The organism is Ectothiorhodospira mobilis (genome assembly GCF_016584115.1).
Taxonomy (GTDB): domain Bacteria; phylum Pseudomonadota; class Gammaproteobacteria; order Ectothiorhodospirales; family Ectothiorhodospiraceae; genus Ectothiorhodospira; species Ectothiorhodospira mobilis.
This window is the reverse complement of the sequence record NZ_NRSK01000013.1, coordinates 30,782-55,609: the sequence shown is the minus strand read 5'-3', so window position 1 is coordinate 55,609 and position 24,828 is coordinate 30,782. Positions and strand designations below refer to the sequence as shown.

Sequence of the window (24,828 nt, the reverse complement as noted above, 5' to 3'; positions counted from 1 at the left end):
TCAGGGCAGGAGGGTGAGCCAGAGGGGCAGGGTGAGGGTGGCCCCCAGGGTGGTGGCGGCGATAAGGGCGGCGACGATGCGGCCGTCCCCGCCCATGCGTACCGCCAGGATGTAGGCCGAGGAGGCGGTGGGCAGGGCCGCCAGCACCAGGGCGGCGGCGAAATAGGGCCCCTGGAGCCCGGTCCAGGTGGCGCTGGCAAAGGCCACGGCGGGAACGGCCATCAACTTCACCAGGCCCAGGTAGAGCACGGCGGGCACGTGCCCCCCGAGGCCGGACAGATGCAGCCCGGCGCCGGCGGCGATGAGCCCCATGGGCAGGGCGGCCTGGCCGAGGAAGTCCAGGGTGGTGGCGGCCATCTGCGGCAGGGGCCAGCCCGCCAGGGACCAGGCCAGACCGGCGAAGGTGGAGAGCACCAGGGGGTTACGCGCCAGTTCCCGCAGCAGCCCCTGCTGCCCGTGGCGGGCCAGGGCCCATACGGCCCCCAGGTTGGCCAGGGGGACCATGAACCCCGCCAGGATGGCGAAGGCAGCCACACCCCGGTCGCCGTACAGCCCGCCGAGGATGGCGAAGCCGATGTAGGAGTTGAAGCGGAAGGCACACTGGAAGGCGGAGGCGAAGTCCTGCCGCGAGAGCCCCGTCCAGCCCCTGCCCAGCCAGGCCAGCAGCATCCCCGCCGCCAGGGACAGGGCCCCGGTCTGGATCATGCCTGCGGCGTTGCCCAGTTCCAGGGGGCGACCCGCCAGGGAGCCGAACAGCAGGGCCGGGAAGAGGATATGGTAGATGAGCCATTCCAGGTCCGACCAGAAGCCCTGCCCCAGCCCCGCCCAGCGCCGCAGGACGGCCCCGGCGGCCAGGAGCAGGAAGGTGGGGACAAGCAGGGCGAGGGCGGTCAATAGGCCGTCTCCGCGCGGGTGTCCCCGGGGGCCTCGATGCCCCGGCGCAGCAGCAGGGTGCCGCTCTGCCGGTACAGGTCGGTGAGGGCCTGGCGGTGGCGGATGATGGCCTCCATCTCGTCCAGGCGGCTCTCCAGCAGGTCCCGCTGGGCCTGGGCCACGGCCAGGGCGGTGCCGCTGCCCACGCGAAAGCGGGTCTGTTCCGTCTCCAGCACCTGCTCCTGCAGGATGCGGGTCTGGCGGGTGGCGGCGATCTGCTCCCGGGTGCGGTTGGCCTCGTACCAGGCGTTCTGCACGTCCAGGGCCGTCAGCTGCTCCATGTGGTACAGGGATTCCCGGGCCTGCTCCCGGGACAGCCGGGCGCGGCGGGCGTCGGCCTCCCCGGCGCGATTGCCCAGGGGGTGGGAGAACTGCAGGCCCAGGCTGTAGTCGTAGCCCTCGTCGTCCACGGCGCGCCAGGCGGAGCCGAAGCTGTCGGCGTAGCCGCTCTGGCCCAGGGTGATGAACAGGTCCAGCCGGGGCAGGAGCCCCTGGCGGGTGCGCACCACCTCCAGCTCCCCCCGCTGCAGCTGCAGCCGGGCCTCGTTCAGGTCCGGACGCAGGTCCATGGCCAGCTGGAGATGGGCCGCCATGGGTTCCAGGGGGGGGACGTCGGGGGTCGGGGTGTCCTCGGCCTGGATGCGGCTGTCCCAGCGGGCCGCCGGCGGGTTGATGAGCTGCAGCAGACGGATGCGGGCCCGGGCCCGCTGGGAACGGGCATCGATGAGCCCCTGGCGGCGCAGGGCCACCTCCGCCAGGGCCGAGGTCTCCTCGGTCTCGGGGCGGTCGCCCACGCGGATGCGCTGGCGGGTCTCCTCCAGTTGCCGGCGGGCCACCTCCAGGGATTCCTCGAAGATGGCGGTGTTGCGGCTGGCCAGGACGTAGTCCCAGTAGGCCTGCTCCACGTCCGCCACCAGGGATTCGGCGAAGCCCCGGAAGGCATAGCGGGAGATGGCGGTGTCCACCCGGGCCTGGCGCAGGCTGGCCAGGTTGGACTCGATGCGCGCCCCTTGCAGCAGGGCCTGGGTGAGGGTGAGTCCGGCGCGGGAGGTGAACTGCTCGGTGGTGCTGATCTGGTCCCGGCGCTCGCTGCGGCTGGCGCTCAGGGTCAGTTCGATGTCGGTGCCCGTGGGCAGGGTCTGGCGCAGACCCGCCTCGGCCTGTTCCCGCTGCGAGAGGCTCACCGCCGGCGGCCGGTTCACCTCGCTGAACTGGCGTACCGATTCCTCCCGGGAGGCACTCATCTCGGCGAAGAGTTCCGCATCGAAGACGGCCCGCTCCACCGCCTCGAAGGTGCCGGTGATGGCGGGCTGGAGCTGTTCCGCGGCCAGGGAGCGGTTGTGCCGCAGGGCCAGGAGCACGGCGTCTTCCACGGACAGGGTCAGCCCCTCACCGGATGCGGCGGACGGGGGGTCCCCGTCCGGCAGGCCCAGCTCCACCGCCTCCCCGGCCGGGCGGGGCGCCTGTCCCTCCGGTTCCAGTGGGGCGTCCAGGGAGGGTGGCGCCGGGACCGTGTCCTGTTCTGCCGGGGCCGTCACGGGGATCAGCAGGAGCAGGCCGAGCCCAAGGGCCGTGGGGCCACCGGACGGGGTCCTGCGAGGTCTTGCGGGGATGCGGGTACGGGTCATGGGCGTTCGCCGTCGGGCCGGGGAGGGCCAGGATCGGGATGGAACAGGGTGTAGAGCACCGGCATCAGCAGCAGGGTGATGGCGGTGGAACTGATCAGCCCGCCGATGACGGCCCGCGCCATGGGGGCCTGGGTCTCGCCCCCCTCGCCGGCACCGATGGCCAGGGGGATGAGGGCGAGGATGGTGGTGAGGGCGGTCATGAGGATGGGGCGCAGGCGCCGCCGTCCGGCCTCCCGCACCGCGTCCATGGATCGCAGCCCCTCCACCCGGTGCAGGCGGGCGCTCTGGTCCACCAGCAGGATGGCGTTGTTCACCGAGATCCCCGCCAGCATGATGATGCCGATGAGGGACTGCACGTTCAGGGTGGTGCCGGTGAGCAGCAACAGGGCCACCACGCCGATGAGGCTCAGGGGCACGGAGAACATGACGATGAAGGGATCCCGCAGGGACTCGTAGAGGCTGGCCATGACCATGTACACCAGGGCGATGGCCACCACCAGGGCCAGCCCCAGTTCCCGGAAGGCCTTTTGCTGCTCCTCGAAGTCCCCGGCGAAGGTGATCTCCACGTTGCGCGGCAGGGGGATGCCGTCCACGGCCGTGCGCACGTCCGCGACGATGGAGCCCAGGTCGCGGCCGGCGATGTTGGCGTAGACGGTGTTGGTGCGCTGCTGTTCCTTGCGCTCGATCTCCAGCGGCGCCCGGTCCGGTTCCAGATGCACCAGGGCGCGCAGGGCCACGGGGTCGCCGTCGGGTCCGGGCAGGGTGATGTCCAGCACCTCCTCCAGGTCCATGGCCTCGGCGTCCTCCAGTTGCACCCAGATGCGGGTCTCCGTGCCCCGGTCCCGGTACTGTCCGGCGCTGCTGCCGCTGAGGGCGGTCTCCAGGGTGCGGGCCACCTGGGAGACGCTCACCCCCAGGTCCGCCGCCCGCTGCCGGTCGATGCGCACCAGGCGCTGCTCCCGGGTCTCATCCCGGCTCAGGCGCACATCGGTGATGCCGTCGATGGGCCGGATGCGGGTGCGGATCTCCTCCGCCACCCGGTCGATGGCCTCCAGGTCCAGTCCGCGCACCTCCAGGCTCAGGCGTTCGTCATCGCCGCCCCCGCCCATGCGCAGCATCATCCCCTGGCTGGCCCGCACCCGCACCACGGCGCCGGGGATGCCCGCCAACTCCCGGCGCAGCAGGGCGGCGATCTGGCCGGTGGACCGGGATCGCTGTGCCTCGGACACCAGGGAGATGCGCAGTTGCGCGGTGGAGGGGGAGGTGGAGCGGTAGCTGGAGGCGCCGACGCTGGTGACCAGGTTCTCCACCTCGGGGACGTTGCGTTCCACGATCGCCTCCATGCGCCGCACGGCGGCGTCCAGGATCTCCAGGCGCGTGCCGGGCTCCATCTCCACGCTGATGCGCAGTTCCCCCTCGTCCGAAGGGGGCATGAATTCCGTACCCAGGGTGGGGATCAGGGCCAGGGAGCCCAGAAAGAGCCCGGCGCTGGCGACGATGATGGACCAGCGCCGGGCCAGCACCCGGTCCAGGGCGCGCAGATAGCCCCGTTCCAGGGCAGAGAGGATCCTCCCCGCCCGATCGCTCAGGCGCCGGGCGGTGCCGGAGAGGGGGCGCGGACGCACCGTGGCCCGGCGCCCCATGAGCATGGGCACCAGGGTGAGGGCCACCAGCAGGGAGCAGAACAGGGCGAAGGCCACCACGAAGGCCAGCTGCTTGAACAGCACCCCGGCCAGTTCCTGGGCGAAGAACATGGGGGTGAAGATGGCCAGGGTGGTGAGGGTGCTGGCGGTGACGGCGGCGGCCACGTCGCCGGTGCCGGCGGTGGCCGCCCGGTCCGGGGCCAGGTCCTCCTCGGCGCGGCGCCGGGCGATGTTCTCGATGACCACGATGGCGTTGTCCACCATCAGACCCACCCCCAGGGCCAGCCCCCCCAGGGTCATGAGGTTGAGGGTGAAGCCGCCGAAGTGGATCAGGCCGAAGGTGGCGATCACCGACACGGGGATGGCGGTGGCGGCCACCAGGGTGTAGCGCAGGTGGCGCAGGAAGAAGAGCAGCACCAGCACCGCCAGGCTGCCGCCGTAGAGGATGGAGCGGCTGACGTTGGCGATGGAGCGTTCGATGAAACGCGAGCTGTCGATGGCCACGTCGATGGCCAGCTGGGGAAAGTCCCGGTTCAGGCGCTCCACCGCCGCGCGCATGGCCCGGGCCACCTCCACGGTGTTGGCGTCGGACTGCTTGCGCACCGCCAGGCGCACCCCGGGGGTGCCGTTGATGCGGATCAGGCGGGTGATGCGCTGGTGGGTGTCGTGCACCTGGGCCACCTGGCGCAGGCGCACCGGGGCCCCGTCCCGGTACTGGATCACCAGGTCGCGGATCTGCTCCAGGTTTTCGAACTCCCCCGGGGTCTGCAGCCTCAGGTCCATGTCCCCGCGGCTGATCTGCCCCGCCGGGACGGTGACGTTGGCGTCCCGCAGGGCCTGGCGGAGGGTCTCCAGGCCCAGTTCCAGGGCCCGCAGCCGTTGCGGGTCCACCTCCACACGGATCTCCCGTTCCAGTCCCCCCCAGACGTCCACGGCAGCCACACCGGGTACCCGCTCCATGCGGGGACGGATGAGATCGTCGATGATCTGGCGCAGTTCGATGGGGTCCAGGTCCGCCGCCACCCCCACCAGCATCACCGGGATATCGGAGCTGTCGAAGCGGCGGATCTGCGGCCGCTGGGCGTCCTCGGGCAGATTGTCCAGGATGCGCTCCAGGCGGTCGCGCACGTCGTTGGCGGCGGTATCCAGGTCCGTGCCCCAGCCAAAGGAGACCCGTACGCTGCTGCTGCCCTCCGACGAGGTGGAGGTGACCTCCTCCACCCCGGGGACGGCGGAGACCGCCTCCTCCACCGGGCGGGTGATGAGCTCTTCCATCTCCTCGGGCCCGGCGTTCTCGTAGCTGGTGACCACCGACAGGGTGGGGAAGCTGAGATCCGGCAGCAGATCGATGGGCAGACGCAGCAGGGACATGAGCCCCAGGGTGACCACGATGGCGGTCACCATGGAGGTGAAGACGGGGCGGGGGACGGTGAAGCGGGCGGGATTCATCAGCGCACGCCCTCGATGAGCACCTCATCCAGTTCCCCCAGGCGCAGGCGGGTGCCATCGGTGAGCAGATGCCGTCCCAGGGTCACCACCCGGCCTTCCAGTCCGGGGGAGCGGATCTGCACGCGACCCTGCGTCTCGATGCCCGTCTCCACGGGGACGAAGCGGGCCACCGGTCCCGCATCCATCTCCTCCACCCGGAACACCCCGCGGCGCCCGTCCCGTTCCACCAGGGCCTCCACCGGCACCACCGTGGCCCGCTCCACCGTGCGCGTGCGCACCTGCACCTCGGCGAACATCCCGGGGCGCAGGCGCTCGTCGTCATTGGGCACGTGGATCTCCACCAGGGCCTGGCGCGAGGTCTCGCTGAACTCGGGGGCGATACGGGCCACCTCCCCGGCAACGCCCATCCCGGGGTGGGCGGCCACGGTGATCTCTGCCGGCTGGCCCACCGCCAGCCGGGCGTAGTCCCGTTCGGTGACGTGGATCCGCGCAATCAGGGACTGCAGGTTCACCAGGGTGAGGATGGGGGTATTGGCCTGCAACAGGCTGCCCGGGTCCACCAGGCGTTCCCCCACGCGCCACGGGCCGGCCCCCGCCTCCACGTCGGCGTGGATGCGGGTGTAGCCCAGGCGGATGCGGGCGTTACGCAGGGCCGCCTGGCGCTGCTGCACCTGGGCCCGGGCCAGCATCACCTGGGCCTCCTTGGCCTCCACCTCGGTGGCGGCTGTCTCCAGTTCCGCCTCCGAGGCGATGCGCTGCGCCCGCAGCTCCCGGGTGCGGGCCAGTTCCTTGCGCGCCAGGGCCAGGGCCGCCTCGCTCTCCTGCAGGGTGGCCCGGGACACGGCCAGCTCCGCCTGGGCCTGTTCCAGTTCCTGCTGGAACTCGTCGTCGTCCAGCTCCGCCAGCAACATCCCCGGGGTGATCACATCGCCGATGTCCCCATGCAGGCGTTCCAGTTCCCCGGTGACCCGGGTGGCGATCTCCACGCGATGGGCGGCCCGCAAGGTGCCGGTGAAATGCAATCGCTCCGTGATGTCCGTCTGCTGCACCGTTGCGGCGGCCACGGTGACCGTCTGGCTGCCGCCTCCGGTGCCGGCCCCCGTGTCCGGGTCCGGACGCCCCATCCACCACAGGAACAGGGCCAGGATCGCCAGGGCAGTGGGGATGACGAGGAGTGCGCGTCGCATGGGCGGGTTCACGTCCGTTGAAGGGAATGGACCCCGGGGGACGTCCGTCGAGGAAACGGGGTCCGGCCGGGAGGGGACCGATGCATGGGAGAGATGAACGCACGAGGGCGGGCCCGGTTGACCCGGGATCCGCGGCGGGATGCCGTCCATCTGGAACGGATCGAAAGTATAGGGCGGCGACCGGGCCCGGGCCAAGGGGCCCGGCCGCCGCGACGGGCGGGATCAGCGCCGGCGGTAGCAGTCGAAGGCCCGTTCGATCTCCTCGGGGTCCAGATCGGCGCAGTTGGCCATGCCGTCCTGGGTGAGGATGGCCTCTTCCTCCTGCTGCCATTGGCGCACCTCCGCCTCGGTGGCCCGGGGCATGAACCAGCCGGTGGCGGCGAACAGCAGGCCGATGAGCGGCGAGATCCAGCAGATGAAGGCGAAGGGGGCATAGACCAGGGTGGGGATGCCCAGGGCCCCGGCGGTGAAGGCGGCACCGGCCCCCCAGGGGATCAGCGGGTTGATGAGGGTACCGCCTTCCTCCACGGAGCGGGACAGATTCAGGGTGGACAGCCCCTGGCCCCGGTAGACCGGCGCGAACATGCGCCCCGGCAGGGCGATGGAGAGATAGGGGTCGCCGGAGATGACGTTGGTGCCGGCGGCGGCGCCGGTGCTGGCCAACACCAGGGAGAAGCGGCCGCGCACGGCCCCGATGATGGCCTTGAGGATGGCCTCGACGCTGCGGGTCTGCTCCAGGATGCCGCCGAAGGCCAGGGCGATGAGCACCAGGGAGATGGTCCACATCATGGACTGGATGCCGCCGGTGGTGAGCAGGTTGTCCACCGAGTCCACGCCGGTCTGGCTGACGAAGCCGTCCTGCATGGCCATCACCGCCTCCACAGGCCCGACGCCCTGCACCAGCATGGCCATGAGGGCCCCGGTGACGGCCCCCAGAAAGAGGGTGGGCAGCACCGGGAAGCGGGTCACCGCCAGGGCCAGCACCAGCACCGGCGGCAGCAGCAGGACCGGATGCAGTACGAACTGGTTCTCCAGCCCCGTGAGGATGGCATTGATGCGGGTGGGGTCCAGGTCGCTGCCACTGAAGCCGGTACCGATGACCCCATAGAGGACACCGCCGATGAGCAGGGCGGGCAGGGAGGTGGCCATCATGTTGCGGATGTGGCTGAACAGATCGGTGGAGGTGACCGCGGGGGCCAGGTTGGTGGTGTCCGACAGCGGCGACATCTTGTCGCCGAAGAAGGCGCCGGAGACGATGGCGCCGCCGGTGAGGGCCATGGGGATGCCCAGGCCCTCGCCGATGCCCACCAGGGCCAGGCCCACGGTGCCCACGGTGCCCCAGGAGGTGCCCAGGGCGATGGAGATGACGGCGGTGAGCAGCATGGCGGTGAGCAGAAACAGTTCGGGGGTGATCAGCTGCAGGCCGTAATAGATCAGCAGCGGCACCGTGCCGGAGAGCACCCAGGTGCCGATGATCATGCCCACGGTGACCAGGATGGCCACCGACTGCAGGCCGATGTGCACCACATGGTAGAGGCCGTTTTCCATACGCCACCAGCGGATGCCGCGGGCCCAGCCCAGCAGTCCGGTGAAGGCGATGCCCAGGGTCAGGGGGACATGGGGCACGAAATCGTCGAAGGCGACGATCTGCAGCAGCATGAGGGTCATCGTGAAGACGATGGGGAGCAGGGCGATGGTGAGATTCGGGAGGGGGATGCGAGGCAGTTCAGTGTCTTGGGATGGGCAGGTCATGTGGACTCCATATGGCCAATGATTCGGTTATTATGCCCGAATGCTCGAAATTATGAAAATTTGACAACCAAAAGGCATAAAAACCGGCCGGAAGGTGCCCCCCACCCGGTCCGGCCGGTACAATGCCCTGCCGATCCCGAGAGCCGTCCCATGCCGTTTCATCCGTCCCTGCCACGCATTCGGCGCCTCCCCTATCCGGGGGACGGTGCCCGGTTGCTGGAGGCCATCGCTCATCGCCCCTGGTCCGTGCTGCTGGACAGCGGCGGCGCGGGTGCGGGGTTTCCCCGGGGACGCTACGATCTCCTCTGCGGCGATCCCTTCATGACGGTGGTGAGCCGCGGCGGGGTGACCCGGGTGCGCCGCCGGGACGGATCGGCATGGGAGAGCCGGGATGACCCCCTGCAGGTGCTGCGCCGTGTCCTGGGGGAGCCCCTGGCCCCGCTGGAGGGGCTGCCCTTTGCCGGCGGCGCCGTGGGCTATCTCGGCTATGAGCTGGGATACCGCCTGGAGGGGTTGCCCCTTGCGCCGGTCGAGCCCGGGACTCTGCCGGAGATGGCCCTGGGGATCCATGACTGGTGCGTGGTGGTGGACCACCGGGAGACCCGGGCCTATCTGGCCACGCGGGGGCGGGACCCGGCCACGGCGCGGGTCTGGCCGGACCTGGTGGAGCGTTTCTCCCGGCCCGCAGTGCCCCGGGAGAGCGCGCCCCTGCGGGCCCGCGCTCCCCTGATCACTGACCTGGAGCCGCAGGACTACGCGACCCGGTTCGCGCAGGTGCAGCGTTACATCCGCGACGGGGACTGCTACCAGGTGAATCTGGCGCGACGCCTGGAAGGGGCCACGGACGGGGACCCCTGGAGGGGGTACCTGGCCCTGCGGCGGCAGAGCCCGGCCCCCTTCGGGGCCTATCTCAACCTGCCCTGGGGGCAGATCCTGTGCAATTCCCCGGAGCGCTTCCTGCACCTGCGCCACGGGGCGGTGGAGACCTGTCCCATCAAGGGCACCCGGCCCCGTGGGGGGACCGCCGCCGAGGACGCCGATCTGCGCCGGGCGCTGTGGGAAAGCCCCAAGGACCGGGCGGAAAACGTCATGATCGTGGACCTGCTGCGCAACGACCTGGGACGCAACTGCGCCACCGGCAGTGTGGCGGTGCCCTCCCTGTTCCAGGTGGAGAGCTACGCCCGGGTGCATCACCTGGTAAGCACGGTCACCGGCTGCCTGGCCCCGGGGCGGGATGCCCTGGACCTGCTACGGGGCGGTTTTCCCGGCGGTTCCATCACCGGCGCCCCCAAGCGCCGCGCCATGGAGATCATCGCCCAACTGGAACCCCATCGGCGGGATGTGTACTGCGGTGCCATCGGCTACATCGGGTTCGACGGGGCCATGGACACCAACATCGCCATCCGCACCCTGGTGCATACCCGGGGCCGGATCCGCTTCTGGGCCGGCGGGGGGCTCACCCATGGCTCCGAGCAGGAGGCGGAATACCGGGAGACGGTGGACAAGGCGGCGGCCCTGCAGGCGCTGCTGCGCCCCGGCTGATCACACACTGCCCGGATGCGGGGTTCAAGGATGCCCCGTTTGCGGCCGATAACACGGAAAACGGGGTGCGCCCCGCGCCCTGACGCCGTTTTCACGAAGAGAATCGAGACCATGCTGCAGAACCTGAAGATACAGAGCCGGCTGATCCTGTTCGCCCTGCTGGGCCTGATCCTGGTGGGGGGCGGTCTCACCGTGGTGTCCTATCTCTCCGGCGCTGATACCGCCCGCACCCTGGTGAACCATACCCTGCTGAAGAAGGCGGACGGGGATCTGCGGGCGGCGCGGGTCTACCTGGAAAGGTACTACGGCGGGGTCGGGGTCTCCGGGGGGGCGTTGGTGGATGCGGAAGGCCGCCCCCTGGACGGTCGCCACGAGATGGCCGATGCCTTCAGCAGCGACCTGGGTCTGGTCTTCACCCTGTTCACCCGGGATGGACAGGATTTCCGCCGCGTGGTCACCAGTGTCGTCGGTGACAACGGCCGCCGGGCCGTGGGCACGGTCCTGGACCGGGACACCCGGGCCTATCAGGCCGTGATCGATGGCGAACGTTTCGTGGGGCATTCCAGTGTCCGCGGCGAACCCCATCTCACCGCCTACGAACCCCTGTTCGACGCCCGCAACCGCGTCATCGGCATCATGGGTCTGGGCATCCCCACCACGGAGGCCGAGGCCATCGTCAACAACGGCCTGGACAGCATGCTGCTGCGCATGCTGGGGGTGCTGATCCTGGTGCTGGCCCTGGGTGGTTTCGGGGCCTTCCTCTTCGCCCGCAGCCTGGTGAACCCCATCCGCAAACTGTCCCGGACCCTGCATGGCATGGCCACCGGCAGCGGCGATCTGACCCAGCGCCTCCAGGTCCAGGGCAACGACGAACTGTCGGATCTGGCCCGGGGCTTCAATGCCTTCGCCGAGCGGGTGCATGAACTGGTGAAGCAGGTGGCCGGCGCCACCGCCCAGCTCTCCAGCGCCGCGGAACAGCTCTCCGCCACCTCGGGGCAGACCCGGGAACAGGTGCAGCGCCAGCACTCGGAGACGGATCAGGTGGCCACGGCCATGAACGAGATGACCACCACCGTGCAGGAGGTGGCGCGCAACGCCTCCCAGGCGGCCCAGTCCGCCCAGGAGACGCAGCAGGAGACCCAGGCGGGGCGTCAGGTGGTGGACAAGACGGTGCACTCCATCGAGAACCTGGCCAAGGAGGTGGAGAACGCCGCCGAGGTGATCCACCGCCTCTCCGCCGACAGCGAGGAGATCGGCAAGGTGCTGGACGTGATCCGGGGCATCGCCGAGCAGACCAACCTGCTGGCCCTGAACGCCGCCATCGAGGCGGCCCGGGCCGGGGAGCAGGGGCGTGGCTTTGCCGTGGTGGCGGACGAGGTGCGCACCCTGGCCAGCCGCACCCAGGACTCCACCACGGAGATCCAGGAGATGATCGAGCGTCTGCAAAGCGGTGCCAGCGGCGCCGTGCAGGTGATGGAGCAGGGGCGCAACAAGGCCCGGGAGAGTGTGGATCAGGCCGGCAAGGCGGGGAGTTCACTGCAGACCATCGAGCAGGCCATCCACAACATCAACGACATGAACGCCCAGATCGCCAGTGCCGCCGAGGAGCAGTCTGCCGTGGCCGAGGAGATCAACCGCAACATCACCAGCATCAGTCAGGCCACGGAGCAGACCTCAGGCAGCGCCAACGAGATCAGTTCCGCCAGCGAGGAACTGGCGCGCCTGGCCACGGAGCTGCAGGGCCGGGTGTCCGGCTATCGGGTCTGAGGGGACTGCGGGGTATCCGCCGCGTCCATGAGCGTGGCGGTCAGTTCCGCCAGGGCCTGGGCCCGGGCGCGGGATTCCAGCCCGCCGGCCCCGGGGGTCAGGCGGGACCAGTCCGGGTGCAGCCGGGCGCGGCGCAGGGGGGGCGGGAGCCGGCCACGGCGCCAGGCATCGTCGGTGGGGGTGTCCAGTTCCAGTGCCTTTTCCGTGCCGTGGCCGCGGCGGGACAGGGCCCGGGCCAGCTGGCGGCCGCGCAGGGCCAACAGGCGCAGGGTGGCGTCGCCGGGACGCAGTTCCCGGCGACCCCGCAGGCGCTGGGCCAGGCGGCGGCCGAGTCCCGGGGTGTGCCCCGCCAGGGCGCCGGCGGTGGCCCCGGCGGCGGTGCCCGCGCCCAGGGTCGTGCCCAGGGCCAGGACGTCCACCGCCAGCCCCACGGCGGCCCCCACGGCCGCACCCTCGCCGGTGCGCAGGCCGTAATGGCCCAGGGCCTCGGGGGTGAACAGGTCCAGACCCCAGCGTCCGTCCTCCAGGGGGAGCTGCCGCGCCGCGTAATCGCCGGCCCGGAATCGGTACAGGGCCAGCAGGGCCTTGGCGCAGTCCTGTTCCCGCTGGCGGATGCGGGCCTGCAGGTCGGTCAGGGCGCTGCCGTCCTGCACCGCCTGCAGTGGGACCGCCAGGGTACAGGCGGCGGCATCGATGAGCAGGTCGGCCACCAGTTCCGCCGCCGCTTGCTCCAGCCACCGGGCCTCCCGGGCGCGGGCCTCCATGAGCCGGGTGAGGGGTTCCCGGAAGCGGTCCAGCAGGCTGCGCAGCTTCTCGTACAGGCGCAGCTCCTCCTGCAGGTCGTAGACCACCGAGTCGAAGCCGATCACGGCGTGCAGTCCCAGGCGCGCCAGGGCCTCCCGCCATTCGCTCTCGCGGGTGCCCGGGCCGGCCACGAAGTTGAGCACCGGTACCAGGGGTCGGGCGCACAGCCCGAGTACGCTCAGCTCATCCCGGTACTTGCCCAGCACCGGTTCGCGGGCATCGATGACGTAGAGGCCCACGTGGCTGGCGCGCAACTGGCGCAGCACCTTGCCCTCCTGTTCGAAGCGCCGGGCCGCCTCACCGGATTCCAGGAAGGCCTCCAGCGTCTCGGCCCCCGGGGCCCGGGGGCCGCGCCGGGCCTCCATCCAGTCCAGGATCCCGGGGGCATCCTCCAGCCCGGGGGTGTCGTAGAGGGCCATCACCGCTTCGCCGTCCACCAGGATGCGGGTGCCTTCCACATGCCGGGTGGTGGCCGGTGCATCGCACACCTCTCCGAAGTCCGTGTCCCGGGAGAGGGTGCGCAGCAGGGAGGTCTTGCCGGTATTGGTGTGGCCCACCACGGCCACCTGAAGCAGGTCTTCGTTCATGGCTGGGGTTCCTCCGGCGAGTCCAGTGCCCCGGGCAGGGCGCCGGCGCCTCTCAGGTCCGTCTCGGCAGCCCGCTCCGGGAGGCAGCGCTCGGCCCCGGCCCGCAGGGCCAGGTCCCGCCAGGCGGCGTGGCGTGCCCGCGGGTCGATGCCGCGCTCACGGGCCGTGCCCGCCTGATCCAGCAGCACCCAGAGGGGCACCCCGGCCCGGGCCTTCAGGGTGGACAGGAAGGTTTCGGCGCCGCGGTCGGGGGTGCGGGCCAGGGAGCAGACCGCCACCACGGCCGCGGGGGCCGGGTCCAGGGCGTCCAGGGCCGCCAGCACGTCCCGCCGGCTGGCCCGGTCGTCCACCTGTCCCAGGGACAGGTGGCGGCCATCGTCGACCCGCTGCAGCCAGTGATCCGGGGCATGTTCCAGTTCGTAACCCACCAGGGCCAGCGGGGCGCCCTGCGCCGGGGCCGGGCGGGAGCGGCGTCTTTGCCGTGGCACGGGGGGTTCCACGGGCCGCGGGTCGATGATGCCGATGCGCTGGTGGTCCTCCTGCAGTCTCGGGGCCAGGCGGGCGTAGCCCGGGGCGGTGATATCCAGGGACAGGCGCGCCGCCAGTCGGCGGGCCATCCCGGTGCAGAGCAGGGCCAGGAGCAGGCGCGGGATCACGCCATAGACCAGCAGGCAGCCCAGCAGGAAGCCGGACCACTGGATGCGGCCCCCTGCCGCCAGGGGTGCCCCCAGACGGCTGGCCCGGATGAGGGCCTCGTCGGGTACCGGGATGCCGAGTGCGGCGGGCAGGCCGCCCAGGGCGGTGACCAGGGAGACAAAATCGGCCTCGGACAGGAGGGTGGTGCCCCAGAGGAAGTCGTACTGGCGCACACTCAGGCTCCACAGGCAGGCCAGCAGGGCCCCGATACCGAAGGCGGTCCAGAGGGCGTGGGTGAGGGCCCCCGCCGTGTACAGACCCAGGCGCCTGCGGCCGAGGAGGCGCAGCAGGGCCCGCAGGGCGAGGATATGGGCCGGACGGCGCAGCAGACGCCGTCCCAGGGTGCCGGCGGCGTGAAGGGCGGCCCGTCCCAGGAGTCCGCCGCCCCCGGCGGGCAGCAGGAACGTCCCGGCCCAGGCCAACAGCATCAGGGTCTGCACCCCCAGGAGCCCGCCCAGGGCCCAGGCGATGTTCACCTGTCCGCCCCGGTCCGGCAGGGGGGCACCCAGGGCGGCCCCGGCGGCCCCGATGCCCAGCAGCAGGGCGACCACCAGGGCCGCCACCAGCATCCAGCGTGCGCCGGCGAGGATGCCGTCCGCCGCCTGCCGGATCTCCGCGCCGAGGCGGGTGGCCGTGGCCCGGGCGATGATGTGCCGTTCCAGGTCCCCGCCGCTGCGGCGGCCGGCATCCCAGGCCGCATCCTCGTCCAGGACGCGGCCGGTCTGGTCCTCGTGGATGCGCACCGCCTCCGCCGTCAGGCGGTCGGCGAAGGCCGGGCGGGGCAGGGCGGGTCGGGGGATGGTCCGGTTCATGGCGGCGTCACTATACGGCGCCCCCCGATCCGCGCCAAGCGGGCCGGGGATCGCCACGCGGTCCCTTTGCTGTCATCATGGGGATGAATCCACTTCGCGGAGGCCGTGCATCATGGACAACACCAACGGTATGACCCAGGCCCTGAAGAACTTCCAGTCCGGCATGGGCATGATGAAGACCGAGGCCCGGGACACCATGACCGCCTTCAACGGCTTCATGGACAAGGTCCTCGAGGACGACGTGCTGGACAAGAAGACCAAGGAGCTCATCGCCCTGGGCATGGCCATCACCGCCCGCTGCAAGTACTGCATCGGCATCCACGTGCAGAAGGTGCTGCAGGCGGGGGGCACCCGCGCGGAGATTGTGGATGTGTGCAAGGTGGCCATCCTCATGGGGGGCGGTCCGGCCATGACCTATATCGCCGAGGTGCATAACGCACTGGAAGCCTTCGATAAGTAAGGCCGGCCCATGCTCCGCTGGTTGCTGACTCTCCTGGGTGGCCTGCTCCTGCTGGGGCTGGCCGCCCTGGCCCTCGGCCCCTTCTGGATCTCCACAACCCCCATCCAGGGTCTGGAGACGGCCACCGATGTGGCCCCACCCCAGAGCCGGTTCGTGCATGTGGATTTCCCCGGCAGCGACGGCCTGGACCTCCACTACCTGGAGGCGGGTGCGGCGGGGGAGGGGCCCACCTTCGTGCTGCTGCACGGCTTCACCTTCAATGCCTTCACCTGGAACCGGGTTATGGACGACCTGGGCCGCCACGGCCGTGTGCTGGCCTATGATCAGGTGCCCTACGGCCTGAGCGCCAAGCCGGTGCCCGGGGACTGGTCCGGACCCAGTCCCTACACCAAGGCGGCGGCCCTGGATCACCTGTTCGCCTTTCTCGACGCCCGGGGGGTGGAACGGGCCGTGCTGGTGGGCAACTCCGCCGGTGGCACCCTGGCCCTGGAGGCCGCCCTGCGCCGGCCGCAGCGGGTACAGGGCCTGATCCTGGTGAACCCCTGGGTCTACGTGAACCGGCCCACCTTCCCGGAATGGGTGGCGGGGCTGCCGCAGATGGAGCGTCTGAGTCTGTTCCTGGCCCGCCAGATGGGCCGCCGCGCGCCACTGCTGGAGCTCTCCTATGCCGATCCGGCGCGCATCGACCCGCAGCGCCGGGACCTGACCCTGATCCACACCCGGGTCCGTCACTGGGACCTGGCCTGGGGCGAGCTCTTCCGTCAGTCCCTGACTCAGCCTGTGAACGTGAGCGATCACCTGGATGAGATCCGCCAGCCCGCCCTGGTGCTGGTGGGGGAGGCGGACCGGGTGGTGGACCCGCAGGACTCCCTGCGGGCGGCCGGGGCCCTGCCCCGGGCGCATACCGCGGTGCTCCCCGAGTGTGGCCATGTGCCTCAGGAGGAGTGCCCCCAGGCGGTCATGCGCGCGATGGAATCCTGGCTGGAGGAGACGGCATTCCCCTGAGAAGGGGGACTGCCGCCAACGGATCACGCCGGGGTGTGACGGATCACCCCCACGCCGATGCCCTCGATGGCCAGTTCCTCCCGCTGCAGGTCCACGTGGATGGGGTCATGGTCGGGGTGCTCCGGCAACAGCGCCACTTGGGGGCCCTGCCGCCGGAGGCGTTTGACGGTGACCTCGTCCCCGAGGCGCGCCACGACGATCTGGCCGTTGCGGGCCTCCGGAGTGCGGTGCACCACCAGCAGGTCGCCGTCCAGGATGCCCGCCCCGGTCATGCTCTCGCCACGCACCCGCAGCAGATAGTCGGGGCGGGGATGGAACAGGCGCGGATCCAGTTGGAAATGCTGCTCAATGTGGGCCTCAGCCAGGATGGGGGCCCCGGCGGCCACCCGCCCCACCAGGGGCAGTCCGGGCGGCTCCGGCAGGCGGATACCGCGGGACGTACCCGCCAGGATCTCCAGGGCCCCCTTGCGTGCCAGGGTGCGCAGATGGCATTCGGCGGCGTTGGGTGAGCGGAAGCCGAAGGCCCGCATGATGTCCTCACGGGTGGGGGGCATACCGTGGGACTGCATGTATTCGCGCACGAAGGCCAGGACCTCGGCCTGCCTGGGGGTCAGCTTCTCCATGGGAATCTCCGTCTCTATACCCATGCACAGTAGGCCAATGTATCCGCTGCGGCAAGGGGCGACCGGATGGGGGCGTGGCCGTGAAGGCGCTGTGCATTGCACCCGGCATCAGGGCCTGTCCCCGGGTTCCGGGCCGGGGGACCGGACGCGCTGACCAGGGGTCCTTCGGGATCGCCGGACGGCGGAACCCCCGGGCCGGACCGCCGATCCAATCCAAAAACGCGGGAGGACCCCGCTCAACCCAAAAGGAGCCCCCTTGCACCCCGAACCGGATCCCGATATCCCCTCCGTGGACCCCGCCGAGGTGGCCCGCTACACCCGGCTGGCCCAGCGCTGGTGGGACCCACAAGGCCCCTTCTGGCCGTTGCACACCCTCAACCGGCTGCGCAGCGCCTGGATCCGGGACCACCTCTGCCGGCGTCTGGGGCGGGATGCCCAGGCCCCCCGGCCCCTGGCGGGGCTTGCGGTGGTGGACATCGGCTGTGGCGGCGGTCTCCTCAGCGAGGCCATGGCGCGCATGGGGGCCCGGGTGCACGGGGTGGACGTGACCGCGGACAACATCGCCGTGGCCCGCCAACACGCCCGGGGCAGTGGTCTGGACCTGAGCTACGAGGTGGGGACCGCCGAGGCCCTGGCCCGGCGCGGCGCCTGCTACGACGTGGTGCTCAACATGGAGGTGGTGGAGCATGTGGCGGACCTGCCGGGCTTCATGGCGGCCTGTAACCGCCTGCTGCGCCCCGGGGGCCACGGCTTCATCGCCACCCTCAACCGCACACCGTCCGCCTTTGTCACCGCCATCCTCGGTGCGGAATACCTGCTGCGCTGGCTGCCCCGTGGGACCCACCAGTGGCGGCGGTTCCGCAAGCCCCGGGAGCTTCAGGCCCTGCTGGCCCGGGACGGGATCCGGGTGGTGGAGGCAACCGGCGTGCGCGTCAACCCCTTCACCCGCCGCATGACCCCGGGCCGCTCCATGGCGGTCAACTACATGCTCATGACCCATCGCCCCGAAGGAGATACCCCATGAACGATGCCCCCTTGCCCCCCACCGATGGCCGCCCGGAGGTCTTCTATGACGGCGGTTGCGGCCTCTGCCGACGGGAGATCCACCACTACCAGCGCCTGGACCGGGAGGGCCGGGTGCACTGGCTGGACATCCACGCCGATCCCGGGGTGCTGGAGCGCATCGGGGTGGACTGGGAGACGGCCATGCAGCGCATGCATGCCCGGGATGCCTCGGGGCGGGTGGTCACCGGGGCCCGGGTGTTCGTCCTCATCTGGAGCCATCTCCCGGGATACCGCTGGCTGGCCCGGGGGGTGCGCATCGTGCCGGGTGTGCTGCCCCTGATGGAACTGGGCTACAAGGGCTTTGCCCGCTGGCGCGGGCGGCGGCGGGGCGTCTGTCCGGTCTGAGCCGCTGGCGCTCCCGGGGGCGCGCCTTCAGTCCCCGTCCCCGGGCTTGCGGGGGCCGCCCCGGTCCCGGGAGGCCATCTCCTCCCGCAGCGCCTGGATCTCCTGGCGCAGGGCCTGCAGATCCTCCTGCAGGGGGACGTTCTCCTCCTTCACCACCCGGCCGATGGTCTCGTGCTCCTCGGCCAACTCCTGTTCGTGCATGGTCTGCATGGCGTTCACGATGATGGCGATGAACAGGTTCAGCACCGTGAAGGTCACGATCAGGATAAAGGGTACGAAGAAGATCCAGGCCCAGGGGAATTCCGCCATCACCGGCCGTGCGATGCCCATGGACCAGCTCTCCAGGGTCATGATCTGGAAGAGGGTGTACATGGACCGCCACAGGTTGCCGAACCATTCCGGAAAGGCGGCACCGAACAGGCCCGTGGCGATGACGGCGAAGACGTAGAACAGCAGGGTCAGCAGTCCGATGATGGACAGGATGCCCGGGATGGCCTTGAGCAGGGCCTCCACGATGAAACGCAGCCGGGGCATCATGGAGACCAGCCGCAACAGCCGCAGGACGCGCAGCACGGCCATGGGCCCGGAGGCGGGTACCAGGGCGATGGCCACCACGGTGAAATCAAAGACATCCCAGGGGCGGCGGAAGAAGCCGGGGCCGTGGGCCAGGAGTTTGAGCAGGATCTCCGCCACGAACACCGCCAGGATGGCCCGGTCGGCGAGCAGGAGCCAGTTGCCCGCCGCGTCCGCCGCCCGGGGCAGGGCCTCCAGCCCCAGGAGGACGGCGTTCACCAGGATCAGGGCGATGATCAGGCGCTGGACGCGGACGGATTCCACGAAACGGCCCGCGCGGGCGCGCAGGGAAACGGGGACGTTGTGCTCCATGGGCGGTTCGCTGTGACTCCGCGAAGGGGTTGGCGCGCGGATTATACCCGTTGCCCCCGCCGAATCCAGGGAATCAGCCGATCTCCATCCCCTCCAGGCTGTCCCGGAGGATGCGGGCGGAACGCACCATGCCCTGGTGTTCGGTGTCGCTGATCACCGGGGCCACCCGGCCCTCCATGCCGCCGGCGCCGATGATGCAGGGGATGCTCAGGCATACCTCCCGCAGGCCGTATTCCCCCTCCGGGTCCACGCTCACCGGCAGCACGCTCTTCTGGTCCTCCAGGATCACCCGCACGAGATAGGCGATCACCAGGCCGATGGCGGTGTTGGTGTAGCCCTTGCGGGAGATGATGTCGGCGGCGGCGGTGCGCACCCGCTGGAACAGGGCCTCCATGGCCTGTTCGTCAAAGGGCCGGCCGTGGACGGTCTGGCGGTACAGGCTCAGTCCGCCCACCTTGGCGGTGCTCCAGATGGGGACCTCGGAATCCCCGTGTTCGCCCATGATATAGGCGTGCACCGAGCGCGGGTTCACCCCGTAGTAGTCCCCCAGGGCCGCCCGGAAACGGGAGGTGTCCAGCATGGTGCCGGTGCCGATGATGCGTTCCGGCGGCCGCGCGCTGAGGCGCTGCATCACCCGGGTGAGGATGTCCACGGGGTTGGTGGCGATCACCAGCACCGCCTCCGGGGCGTGCCGGTCCAGTTGGGTGGCGATCTCCCGGAAGACGGCGGCGTTGCGGTTGAGCAGGTCCAGGCGGGATTCCCCGGGTTTCTGGTTCACCCCGGCGGTGACGACGATGACACGGCACCCCTTCAGGTCCGCATAGTCGCCGGCGCGGACGGTGACCCGGCCCACCAGGGACTGGCCGTGCATCAGGTCCATGGCCTCCCCCTCGGCGCGCCGGGGGTCCTTGTCCAGGAGCACCAGTTCCCCGGCGATCTGGCGCTGGAAGAGGGCATAGGCGGCGGCCACCCCCACGTTGCCCGTACCGATAATCCCCACCGCATGGCTGAAGCTGGTCATGGTGTCTCCCCTTGGGCCTGGCCGGCCGCGGTGGCGGCCGTGGATAAACTCCGGACGGGATCACAGAATGGCTCTGCGTCCGGCGTCATAATTCCCGACAGGCAGCGGAACGGTGATACCGTGGCACCCGCCACCTGCATTCCAGAGGATTGTGCGCAATGAAACCATCCCCGGGCAACGACCCCCATGCCGGGCAGGAGGACAACGCCCCCACCCAGCGGATCAGTGCGGAGGACGTGCGCAAGCTCTATGACCTCAACGCCCGCATGGGGTTCTCCTTCCATGGCAGGGAGACCGCCTTCACCGCCGCCGACCGGGTCTTCGTCATGGGGCGCAGCACCGACTGCGATCTGGTGGTGATGGTGCCCGTGGCCTCTCGTCACCACGCCCGGGTGATCTACCGCAAGGGCAAGTTCATCCTCATCGATCAGAGCACCAACGGCACCTACGTGAGTATCCACGGCTCCGAGCCCATCTGTCTGCTCAACGGGGAGGAGGTGCCCCTGGTGGGGGAGGGGGTGATCAGCCTGGGGCGGCCCATCCGCGAGGGGGACCCGGATCTGGTGGCCTTCCAGGTGCCCCACTGAGGGGCGATGACCCGGTCTGGGCCCTCTAGGCCAGTACGGGTCTTCCCGCCCGCTCCAGCATCTGCGTGAGCCGGATCAGGGGCAGGCCCACCAGGGCGGTGGGATCCTCCCCCTCCATGGCCTCGAACAGGGCGATCCCCAGGCCTTCCGAGCGGATGCTGCCGGCACAGCGGTAGGGTTGTTCCCGCTGCAGGTAGGTCTCGATCTGCGCCGCCGACAGGTTCCGGAAACGGATGGGGAAGGGGACCACCGCCTCCTGGATCCCGCCACTGCGCCCGTCCAGCAGGCACAACCCCGTATGGAAGACCACGCGGCGGCCGGAGAGGGCCGTGAGCTGTTCCACCGCCTGTTCGTGGCCCCCGGGCTTGCCCAGGATGCGCCCGTCGCAGGCGGCGCACTGGTCCGAGCCGATGACCAGGGCGCCGGGATGGAGCTTTGCCCCGGCGCGGGCCTTGGCCACCGCCAGGCGCCGCACCATCTCCTCGGGGGATTCCCCGGGGACAGGGGTCTCGTCCACCTGCGGGGCGCAGGTGGTAAAGGGCAGCATGAGCCGCTCCAGCAGTTCCCGCCGGAAGGGGGAGGTGGAGGCCAGGATCAGGGCGGGGGCGTCGTCGCGCATGGATGCCGTCTCAGGCCTCCTCGATCTCCACCAGGGCGTCGTCCGGGTTGACGCTGTCCCCCTTGGCCACGTGCACCGCGCGCACCACGCCGCCCACCGGGGCCTGGACCTCGGTCTCCATCTTCATGGCCTCCAGGATCAGCACCCCGTCCCCGGGCTTCACCTCGTCCCCCTCCTTCACCAGCACGTCGATGATGGTGCCGGGCATGGAGGTGCTCACGTGGCCGGGCTTGGTGGCGCGGGGCCGGCCGCTGCCCTGGGGGCCGCCGCGGCGGGCGCCGGCGCTGCCGTCCACCTCCAGTTCATCCAGGGTCTCCACCACGATCTCCTCGGGCATGCCGTCCACGGTGACGTAGAAGGGGCGTTCGTGGTCCCGCTTGTGCCCGGTGCCGGTGACCTGGATGTGGTAGGTCTCGCCGTGCAGGGTGGCCTTGAATTCCACCGGGGCGGTCTTGTCCTCCTTGGAGGTGCCCACGGGTTCCAGGGGTTCGGGTACCAGCTTGCCGTCGCGGCGGTGCTCCAGGTATTCGCGGCCCAGTTCCGGGAACATGGCGTAGATGAGCACATCCTCCTCGCTGCCCGCCAGGTCACCCACCTCGTTGCGCAGGGTGTCCATCTCCTGGCCCAGCAGGTCCGCCGGGCGGCACTCGATCACCTCGGCGTCGCCGATGGCCTTGCGCCGCACCACGGCGTTCACCTGGCCGGGGGTGCGGCCGTAGCGGCCCTGGAGGTAGCTCTTCACCTCGTTGGTGATGGTCTGGTAGCGCTCCCCGGTGAGCACGTTCATCACCGCCTGGGTGCCCACAATCTGGGAGGTGGGGGTCACCAGGGGCGGGTAGCCCAGGTCCTCGCGCACCCGCGGGATCTCCTCCATGACGGCGCTCACCTTGTCCAGGGCCCCCTGGGCCTTGAGCTGGCTGATGAGGTTGGAGATCATGCCGCCGGGCACCTGGGAGGTCTGCACCCGGGTGTCCACGCCGGTGAATTCGCTCTCGAACTGGTGGTATTTCTTGCGCACCTCCCGGAAGTAGAAGCCGATCTCCTGCAGGGCCGCCAGGTCCAGGCCGGTGTCATGCTCGGTGCCCCGCAGGGCCGCCACCATGCTCTCGGTGGGGGCATGGCTGGTGCCGCCGGCAAAGGCGGACATGCAGGTGTTGATGTTGCTGGCGCCGTGCTCCACGGCCTTGAGATGGCACATCTCCGCCAGGCCGGCGGTGGCGTGGGTGTGCAGGTGGATGGGCACGTCCACCGCGTCCACCAGGGCCGAGACCAGTTCGCCGGTGGCATAGGGGGTGAGCAGGCCGGCCATGTCCTTGATGGCGATGCTGTCGCAGCCCATCTCCACCATCTCCCGGGCCATGGCCACGAACTGCTCCGGTGTGTGCACGGGGCTGGTGGTGTAGCTGATGGCCCCCTGGGCGTGCCGGTTCTCCTTCTTCACCGCCTCGATGGCCACGCGCACGTTGCGGGTGTCGTTCATGGCGTCGAAGATGCGGAAGACGTCCATGCCGTTGTCGGCGCAGCGGGCCACGAAGGCGCGCACCACGTCGTCGGCGTAGTGGCGGTAGCCCAGCAGGTTCTGGCCCCGCAGCAGCATCTGCAGGCGGGTGTTGGGCAGGGCCTCGCGCAGCTGGCGCAGGCGTTCCCAGGGGTCCTCCTTGAGAAACCGCAGGCAGGCATCGAAGGTGGCGCCGCCCCAGACCTCCAGGGACCAGAAGCCCGCCGCGTCCATCCTGTCGCAGATGGGCAGCATGTCCTCCGTGCGCATGCGCGTGGCGATCAGGCTCTGGTGGCCGTCTCTCAGGGTCAGGTCGGTGATCGTTACCTTGGACATGATTCGGGATACCTTCTGGTCTTAAAGACCCTTGTGAGCGGAAATCGCGGCGGCGATCACGGCCGCCAGCTCCCGGGTGGGACGGCGGACGGAGTATCCGGTGAGTTCCGGATGGGCGTCCACGTAGCCGGTGTCGAAGGCCCCCCGGCGGAAGGCCTCGCTGTCCAGGATCTCCAGGTGATAGGGGATGGTGGTCTTCACGCCGTAGACCCCGATGTCATGGAGGGCGCGGCGGGCGCGCCGGATCAGCGATTCCCAGTCCAGGGCCCAGACGATGAGTTTGGCGCACATGGAGTCGTAATGGGGCGGGATGTGGTAGCCGGTGTAGATGGCCCCGTCGGTGCGCACACCGGGCCCGCCGGGGGCGAAATAGCGGGTGATGCGTCCGAAGCTGGGCAGGAAGTCGTTCTTCGGGTCCTCGGCGTTGATGCGGAATTCCACGGCAAAGCCCCGCCGGGTCACCTGGTCCTGGCGCTGGCTCAGGGGCTCGCCGGCGGCGATGCGGATCTGCTCCTGCACGATGTCGATGCCGGTGATCATCTCCGTCACCGGATGCTCCACCTGCAGGCGGGTGTTCATCTCCATGAAGTAGAAGCTGCCATCGGCATCCATGAGGAATTCCACCGTGCCGGCGTTCTCATAGCCCACCGCACGGGCGGCGCGGATGGCCAGCTCGCCCACGTACTCGCGCTGGGCGTCGTCCAGCTGGGGGGAGGGGGCGATCTCCACCAGCTTCTGGTGACGGCGCTGGATGGAGCAGTCCCGCTCGTAGAGGTGGATGACGTTGCCGTGGCGGTCGGCCAGGACCTGCGCCTCGATGTGGCGCGGGTTGAGGATGGCCTTCTCCATGAAGATCTCGGTGCTGCCGAAGGCCTTGGTGGCCTCGGAGCGCACCCGCTCGTAGTTGCGCCGCAGGCTGGGCTCGTCGTCGCAGCGGCGGATACCGCGTCCGCCGCCGCCGCTGGTGGCCTTGAGCATCACCGGGTAGCCGATCTCCGCGGCCAGGGCCACGGCCTGTTCCACGTCCTCCAGGTTGCCCTCGCTTCCCGGGACCACGGGGACACCGGCGCCGATCATGGCCTCGCGGGCGGCCACCTTGTCCCCCATGCGCTGGATGACCCCGGCGTCGGGCCCCACGAAACGGATGCCGTTCTGGGCGCATACCCGGGCGAATTCGGGATTCTCCGAGAGGAATCCGTAGCCGGGGTGGATGGCATCGCAGCCGGCGGTGCGGGCGACATTGACCAGGCGGTGCACGTTCAGATACCCGGACAGGGAATCGGGACCGAGGGAGTAGGACTCGTCGGCCTTCTTCACGTGCAGTGCATGGCGGTCCGCGTCGGTGTACACGGCCACGGAGGTGATGCCCATCTCCGCGCAGGCGCGGATGATGCGCACGGCGATCTCACCGCGGTTGGCGATCAGCAGCTTCTTTATCACGTGCTCGTCTCGCGCCCATGAATCCGGGCGGTTGGGTGGTCGGACGCCCCGGGGCGGGAACCGGTCCCGCCCATCGGCACACGGGCCGTGGGGGCAGGTGCCCGCACGGCCCGTGGGAGGCAAACCAACAGTATCCGTGAACCC

At 70.3% G+C, this 24,828-nt stretch carries 20 protein-coding genes; 7 read left to right on the top strand and 13 right to left on the bottom strand.

The annotated features are described in order from the left end of the window. From CKO33_RS07110 to nhaC, 5 genes are all read right to left on the bottom strand, one after another. Entirely contained in the window at nt 1-894 is an 894-nt protein-coding gene (locus CKO33_RS07110; RefSeq protein ID WP_200180838.1) for an AEC family transporter, read from the bottom strand. Next, on the bottom strand, nt 891-2,561 hold the full coding sequence (locus CKO33_RS07105; RefSeq protein ID WP_200180836.1) for a TolC family protein: 1,671 nt from the start codon (nt 2,559-2,561) through the stop codon (nt 891-893). The genes CKO33_RS07110 and CKO33_RS07105 overlap by 4 nt, the downstream gene beginning before the upstream one ends. Then, on the bottom strand, nt 2,558-5,653 hold the full coding sequence (locus tag CKO33_RS07100) for an efflux RND transporter permease subunit (protein WP_200180834.1): 3,096 nt from the start codon (nt 5,651-5,653) through the stop codon (nt 2,558-2,560). Before CKO33_RS07100 ends, CKO33_RS07105 begins: the two co-directional genes overlap by 4 nt. Continuing rightward, complete coding sequence (locus CKO33_RS07095; protein ID WP_200180832.1) at nt 5,653-6,840, bottom strand: efflux RND transporter periplasmic adaptor subunit; 1,188 nt, start codon at nt 6,838-6,840, stop codon at nt 5,653-5,655. Before CKO33_RS07095 ends, CKO33_RS07100 begins: the two co-directional genes overlap by 1 nt. A 222-nt stretch (nt 6,841-7,062) precedes the next feature. Next, a complete protein-coding gene (gene nhaC, locus CKO33_RS07090; RefSeq protein ID WP_200180830.1) occupies nt 7,063-8,592 on the bottom strand; it encodes a Na+/H+ antiporter NhaC in 1,530 nt (509 codons plus the stop codon). A 150-nt stretch (nt 8,593-8,742) separates the two neighbouring features. Here nhaC and pabB point away from each other — a divergent pair, with 150 nt between their 5' ends. Beyond that, nucleotides 8,743-10,134: an aminodeoxychorismate synthase component I gene (pabB, locus tag CKO33_RS07085; RefSeq protein ID WP_200180828.1), complete on the top strand. Its 1,392-nt coding sequence runs from the start codon at nt 8,743-8,745 to the stop codon at nt 10,132-10,134. 111 nt (nt 10,135-10,245) lie between these two features. Next, entirely contained in the window at nt 10,246-11,901 is a 1,656-nt protein-coding gene (locus CKO33_RS07080) for a methyl-accepting chemotaxis protein (RefSeq protein ID WP_200180826.1), read from the top strand. Here CKO33_RS07080 and CKO33_RS07075 read toward each other — a convergent pair. Continuing rightward, complete coding sequence (locus CKO33_RS07075; protein WP_200180824.1) at nt 11,889-13,292, bottom strand: GTPase/DUF3482 domain-containing protein; 1,404 nt, start codon at nt 13,290-13,292, stop codon at nt 11,889-11,891. The two genes, CKO33_RS07080 and CKO33_RS07075, sit on opposite strands and share 13 nt — an antisense overlap. Further along, nucleotides 13,289-14,800, bottom strand: coding sequence for a DUF2868 domain-containing protein (locus tag CKO33_RS07070; RefSeq protein WP_200180823.1), 1,512 nt, complete (start codon nt 14,798-14,800; stop codon nt 13,289-13,291). Before CKO33_RS07070 ends, CKO33_RS07075 begins: the two co-directional genes overlap by 4 nt. A gap of 112 nt (nt 14,801-14,912) precedes the next feature. Between CKO33_RS07070 and CKO33_RS07065 the strand changes: the two genes are divergently transcribed. Together CKO33_RS07065 and CKO33_RS07060 are read left to right on the top strand one after the other, a co-directional pair. Then, entirely contained in the window at nt 14,913-15,260 is a 348-nt protein-coding gene (locus CKO33_RS07065; RefSeq protein WP_200180821.1) for a carboxymuconolactone decarboxylase family protein, read from the top strand. A 9-nt stretch (nt 15,261-15,269) separates the two neighbouring features. Further along, nucleotides 15,270-16,265, top strand: coding sequence for an alpha/beta fold hydrolase (locus CKO33_RS07060; RefSeq protein ID WP_200180819.1), 996 nt, complete (start codon nt 15,270-15,272; stop codon nt 16,263-16,265). Between the two features lie 23 nt (nt 16,266-16,288). On the opposite strand, the gene lexA is transcribed toward CKO33_RS07060, so the two are convergent. Beyond that, entirely contained in the window at nt 16,289-16,888 is a 600-nt protein-coding gene (gene lexA, locus CKO33_RS07055) for a transcriptional repressor LexA (protein ID WP_200180817.1), read from the bottom strand. A gap of 256 nt (nt 16,889-17,144) precedes the next feature. Between lexA and ubiG the strand changes: the two genes are divergently transcribed. After that, complete coding sequence (gene ubiG, locus CKO33_RS07050) at nt 17,145-17,912, top strand: bifunctional 2-polyprenyl-6-hydroxyphenol methylase/3-demethylubiquinol 3-O-methyltransferase UbiG (RefSeq protein ID WP_200180815.1); 768 nt, start codon at nt 17,145-17,147, stop codon at nt 17,910-17,912. After that, a complete protein-coding gene (locus tag CKO33_RS07045; protein ID WP_200180813.1) occupies nt 17,909-18,298 on the top strand; it encodes a thiol-disulfide oxidoreductase DCC family protein in 390 nt (129 codons plus the stop codon). Before ubiG ends, CKO33_RS07045 begins: the two co-directional genes overlap by 4 nt. Before the next feature lie 27 nt (nt 18,299-18,325). Here CKO33_RS07045 and CKO33_RS07040 read toward each other — a convergent pair whose 3' ends face one another. Both CKO33_RS07040 and CKO33_RS07035 read right to left on the bottom strand, forming a co-directional pair. Beyond that, nucleotides 18,326-19,183, bottom strand: a complete 858-nt coding sequence (locus tag CKO33_RS07040; protein ID WP_200180811.1) for an ion transporter — start codon at nt 19,181-19,183, stop codon at nt 18,326-18,328. A gap of 73 nt (nt 19,184-19,256) precedes the next feature. Continuing rightward, nucleotides 19,257-20,204 (bottom strand): L-lactate dehydrogenase, encoded by a 948-nt coding sequence (locus tag CKO33_RS07035; RefSeq protein WP_200180809.1) that lies wholly within the window; start codon nt 20,202-20,204, stop codon nt 19,257-19,259. 158 nt (nt 20,205-20,362) lie between these two features. Between CKO33_RS07035 and CKO33_RS07030 the strand changes: the two genes are divergently transcribed. After that, nucleotides 20,363-20,791, top strand: a complete 429-nt coding sequence (locus tag CKO33_RS07030; RefSeq protein WP_200180807.1) for an FHA domain-containing protein — start codon at nt 20,363-20,365, stop codon at nt 20,789-20,791. 25 nt (nt 20,792-20,816) lie between these two features. On the opposite strand, the gene CKO33_RS07025 is transcribed toward CKO33_RS07030, so the two are convergent. From CKO33_RS07025 to CKO33_RS07015, 3 genes are read right to left on the bottom strand one after another with little or no spacing between them, the layout of a single operon-like run. Next, nucleotides 20,817-21,410, bottom strand: coding sequence for a Maf family protein (locus CKO33_RS07025; RefSeq protein WP_200180801.1), 594 nt, complete (start codon nt 21,408-21,410; stop codon nt 20,817-20,819). Between the two features lie 10 nt (nt 21,411-21,420). Further along, nucleotides 21,421-23,244, bottom strand: a complete 1,824-nt coding sequence (gene oadA / locus CKO33_RS07020; protein ID WP_200180799.1) for a sodium-extruding oxaloacetate decarboxylase subunit alpha — start codon at nt 23,242-23,244, stop codon at nt 21,421-21,423. Between the two features lie 21 nt (nt 23,245-23,265). Further along, a complete protein-coding gene (locus tag CKO33_RS07015) occupies nt 23,266-24,684 on the bottom strand; it encodes an acetyl-CoA carboxylase biotin carboxylase subunit (protein ID WP_200180798.1) in 1,419 nt (472 codons plus the stop codon). Nucleotides 24,685-24,828 lie beyond the last annotated feature (144 nt).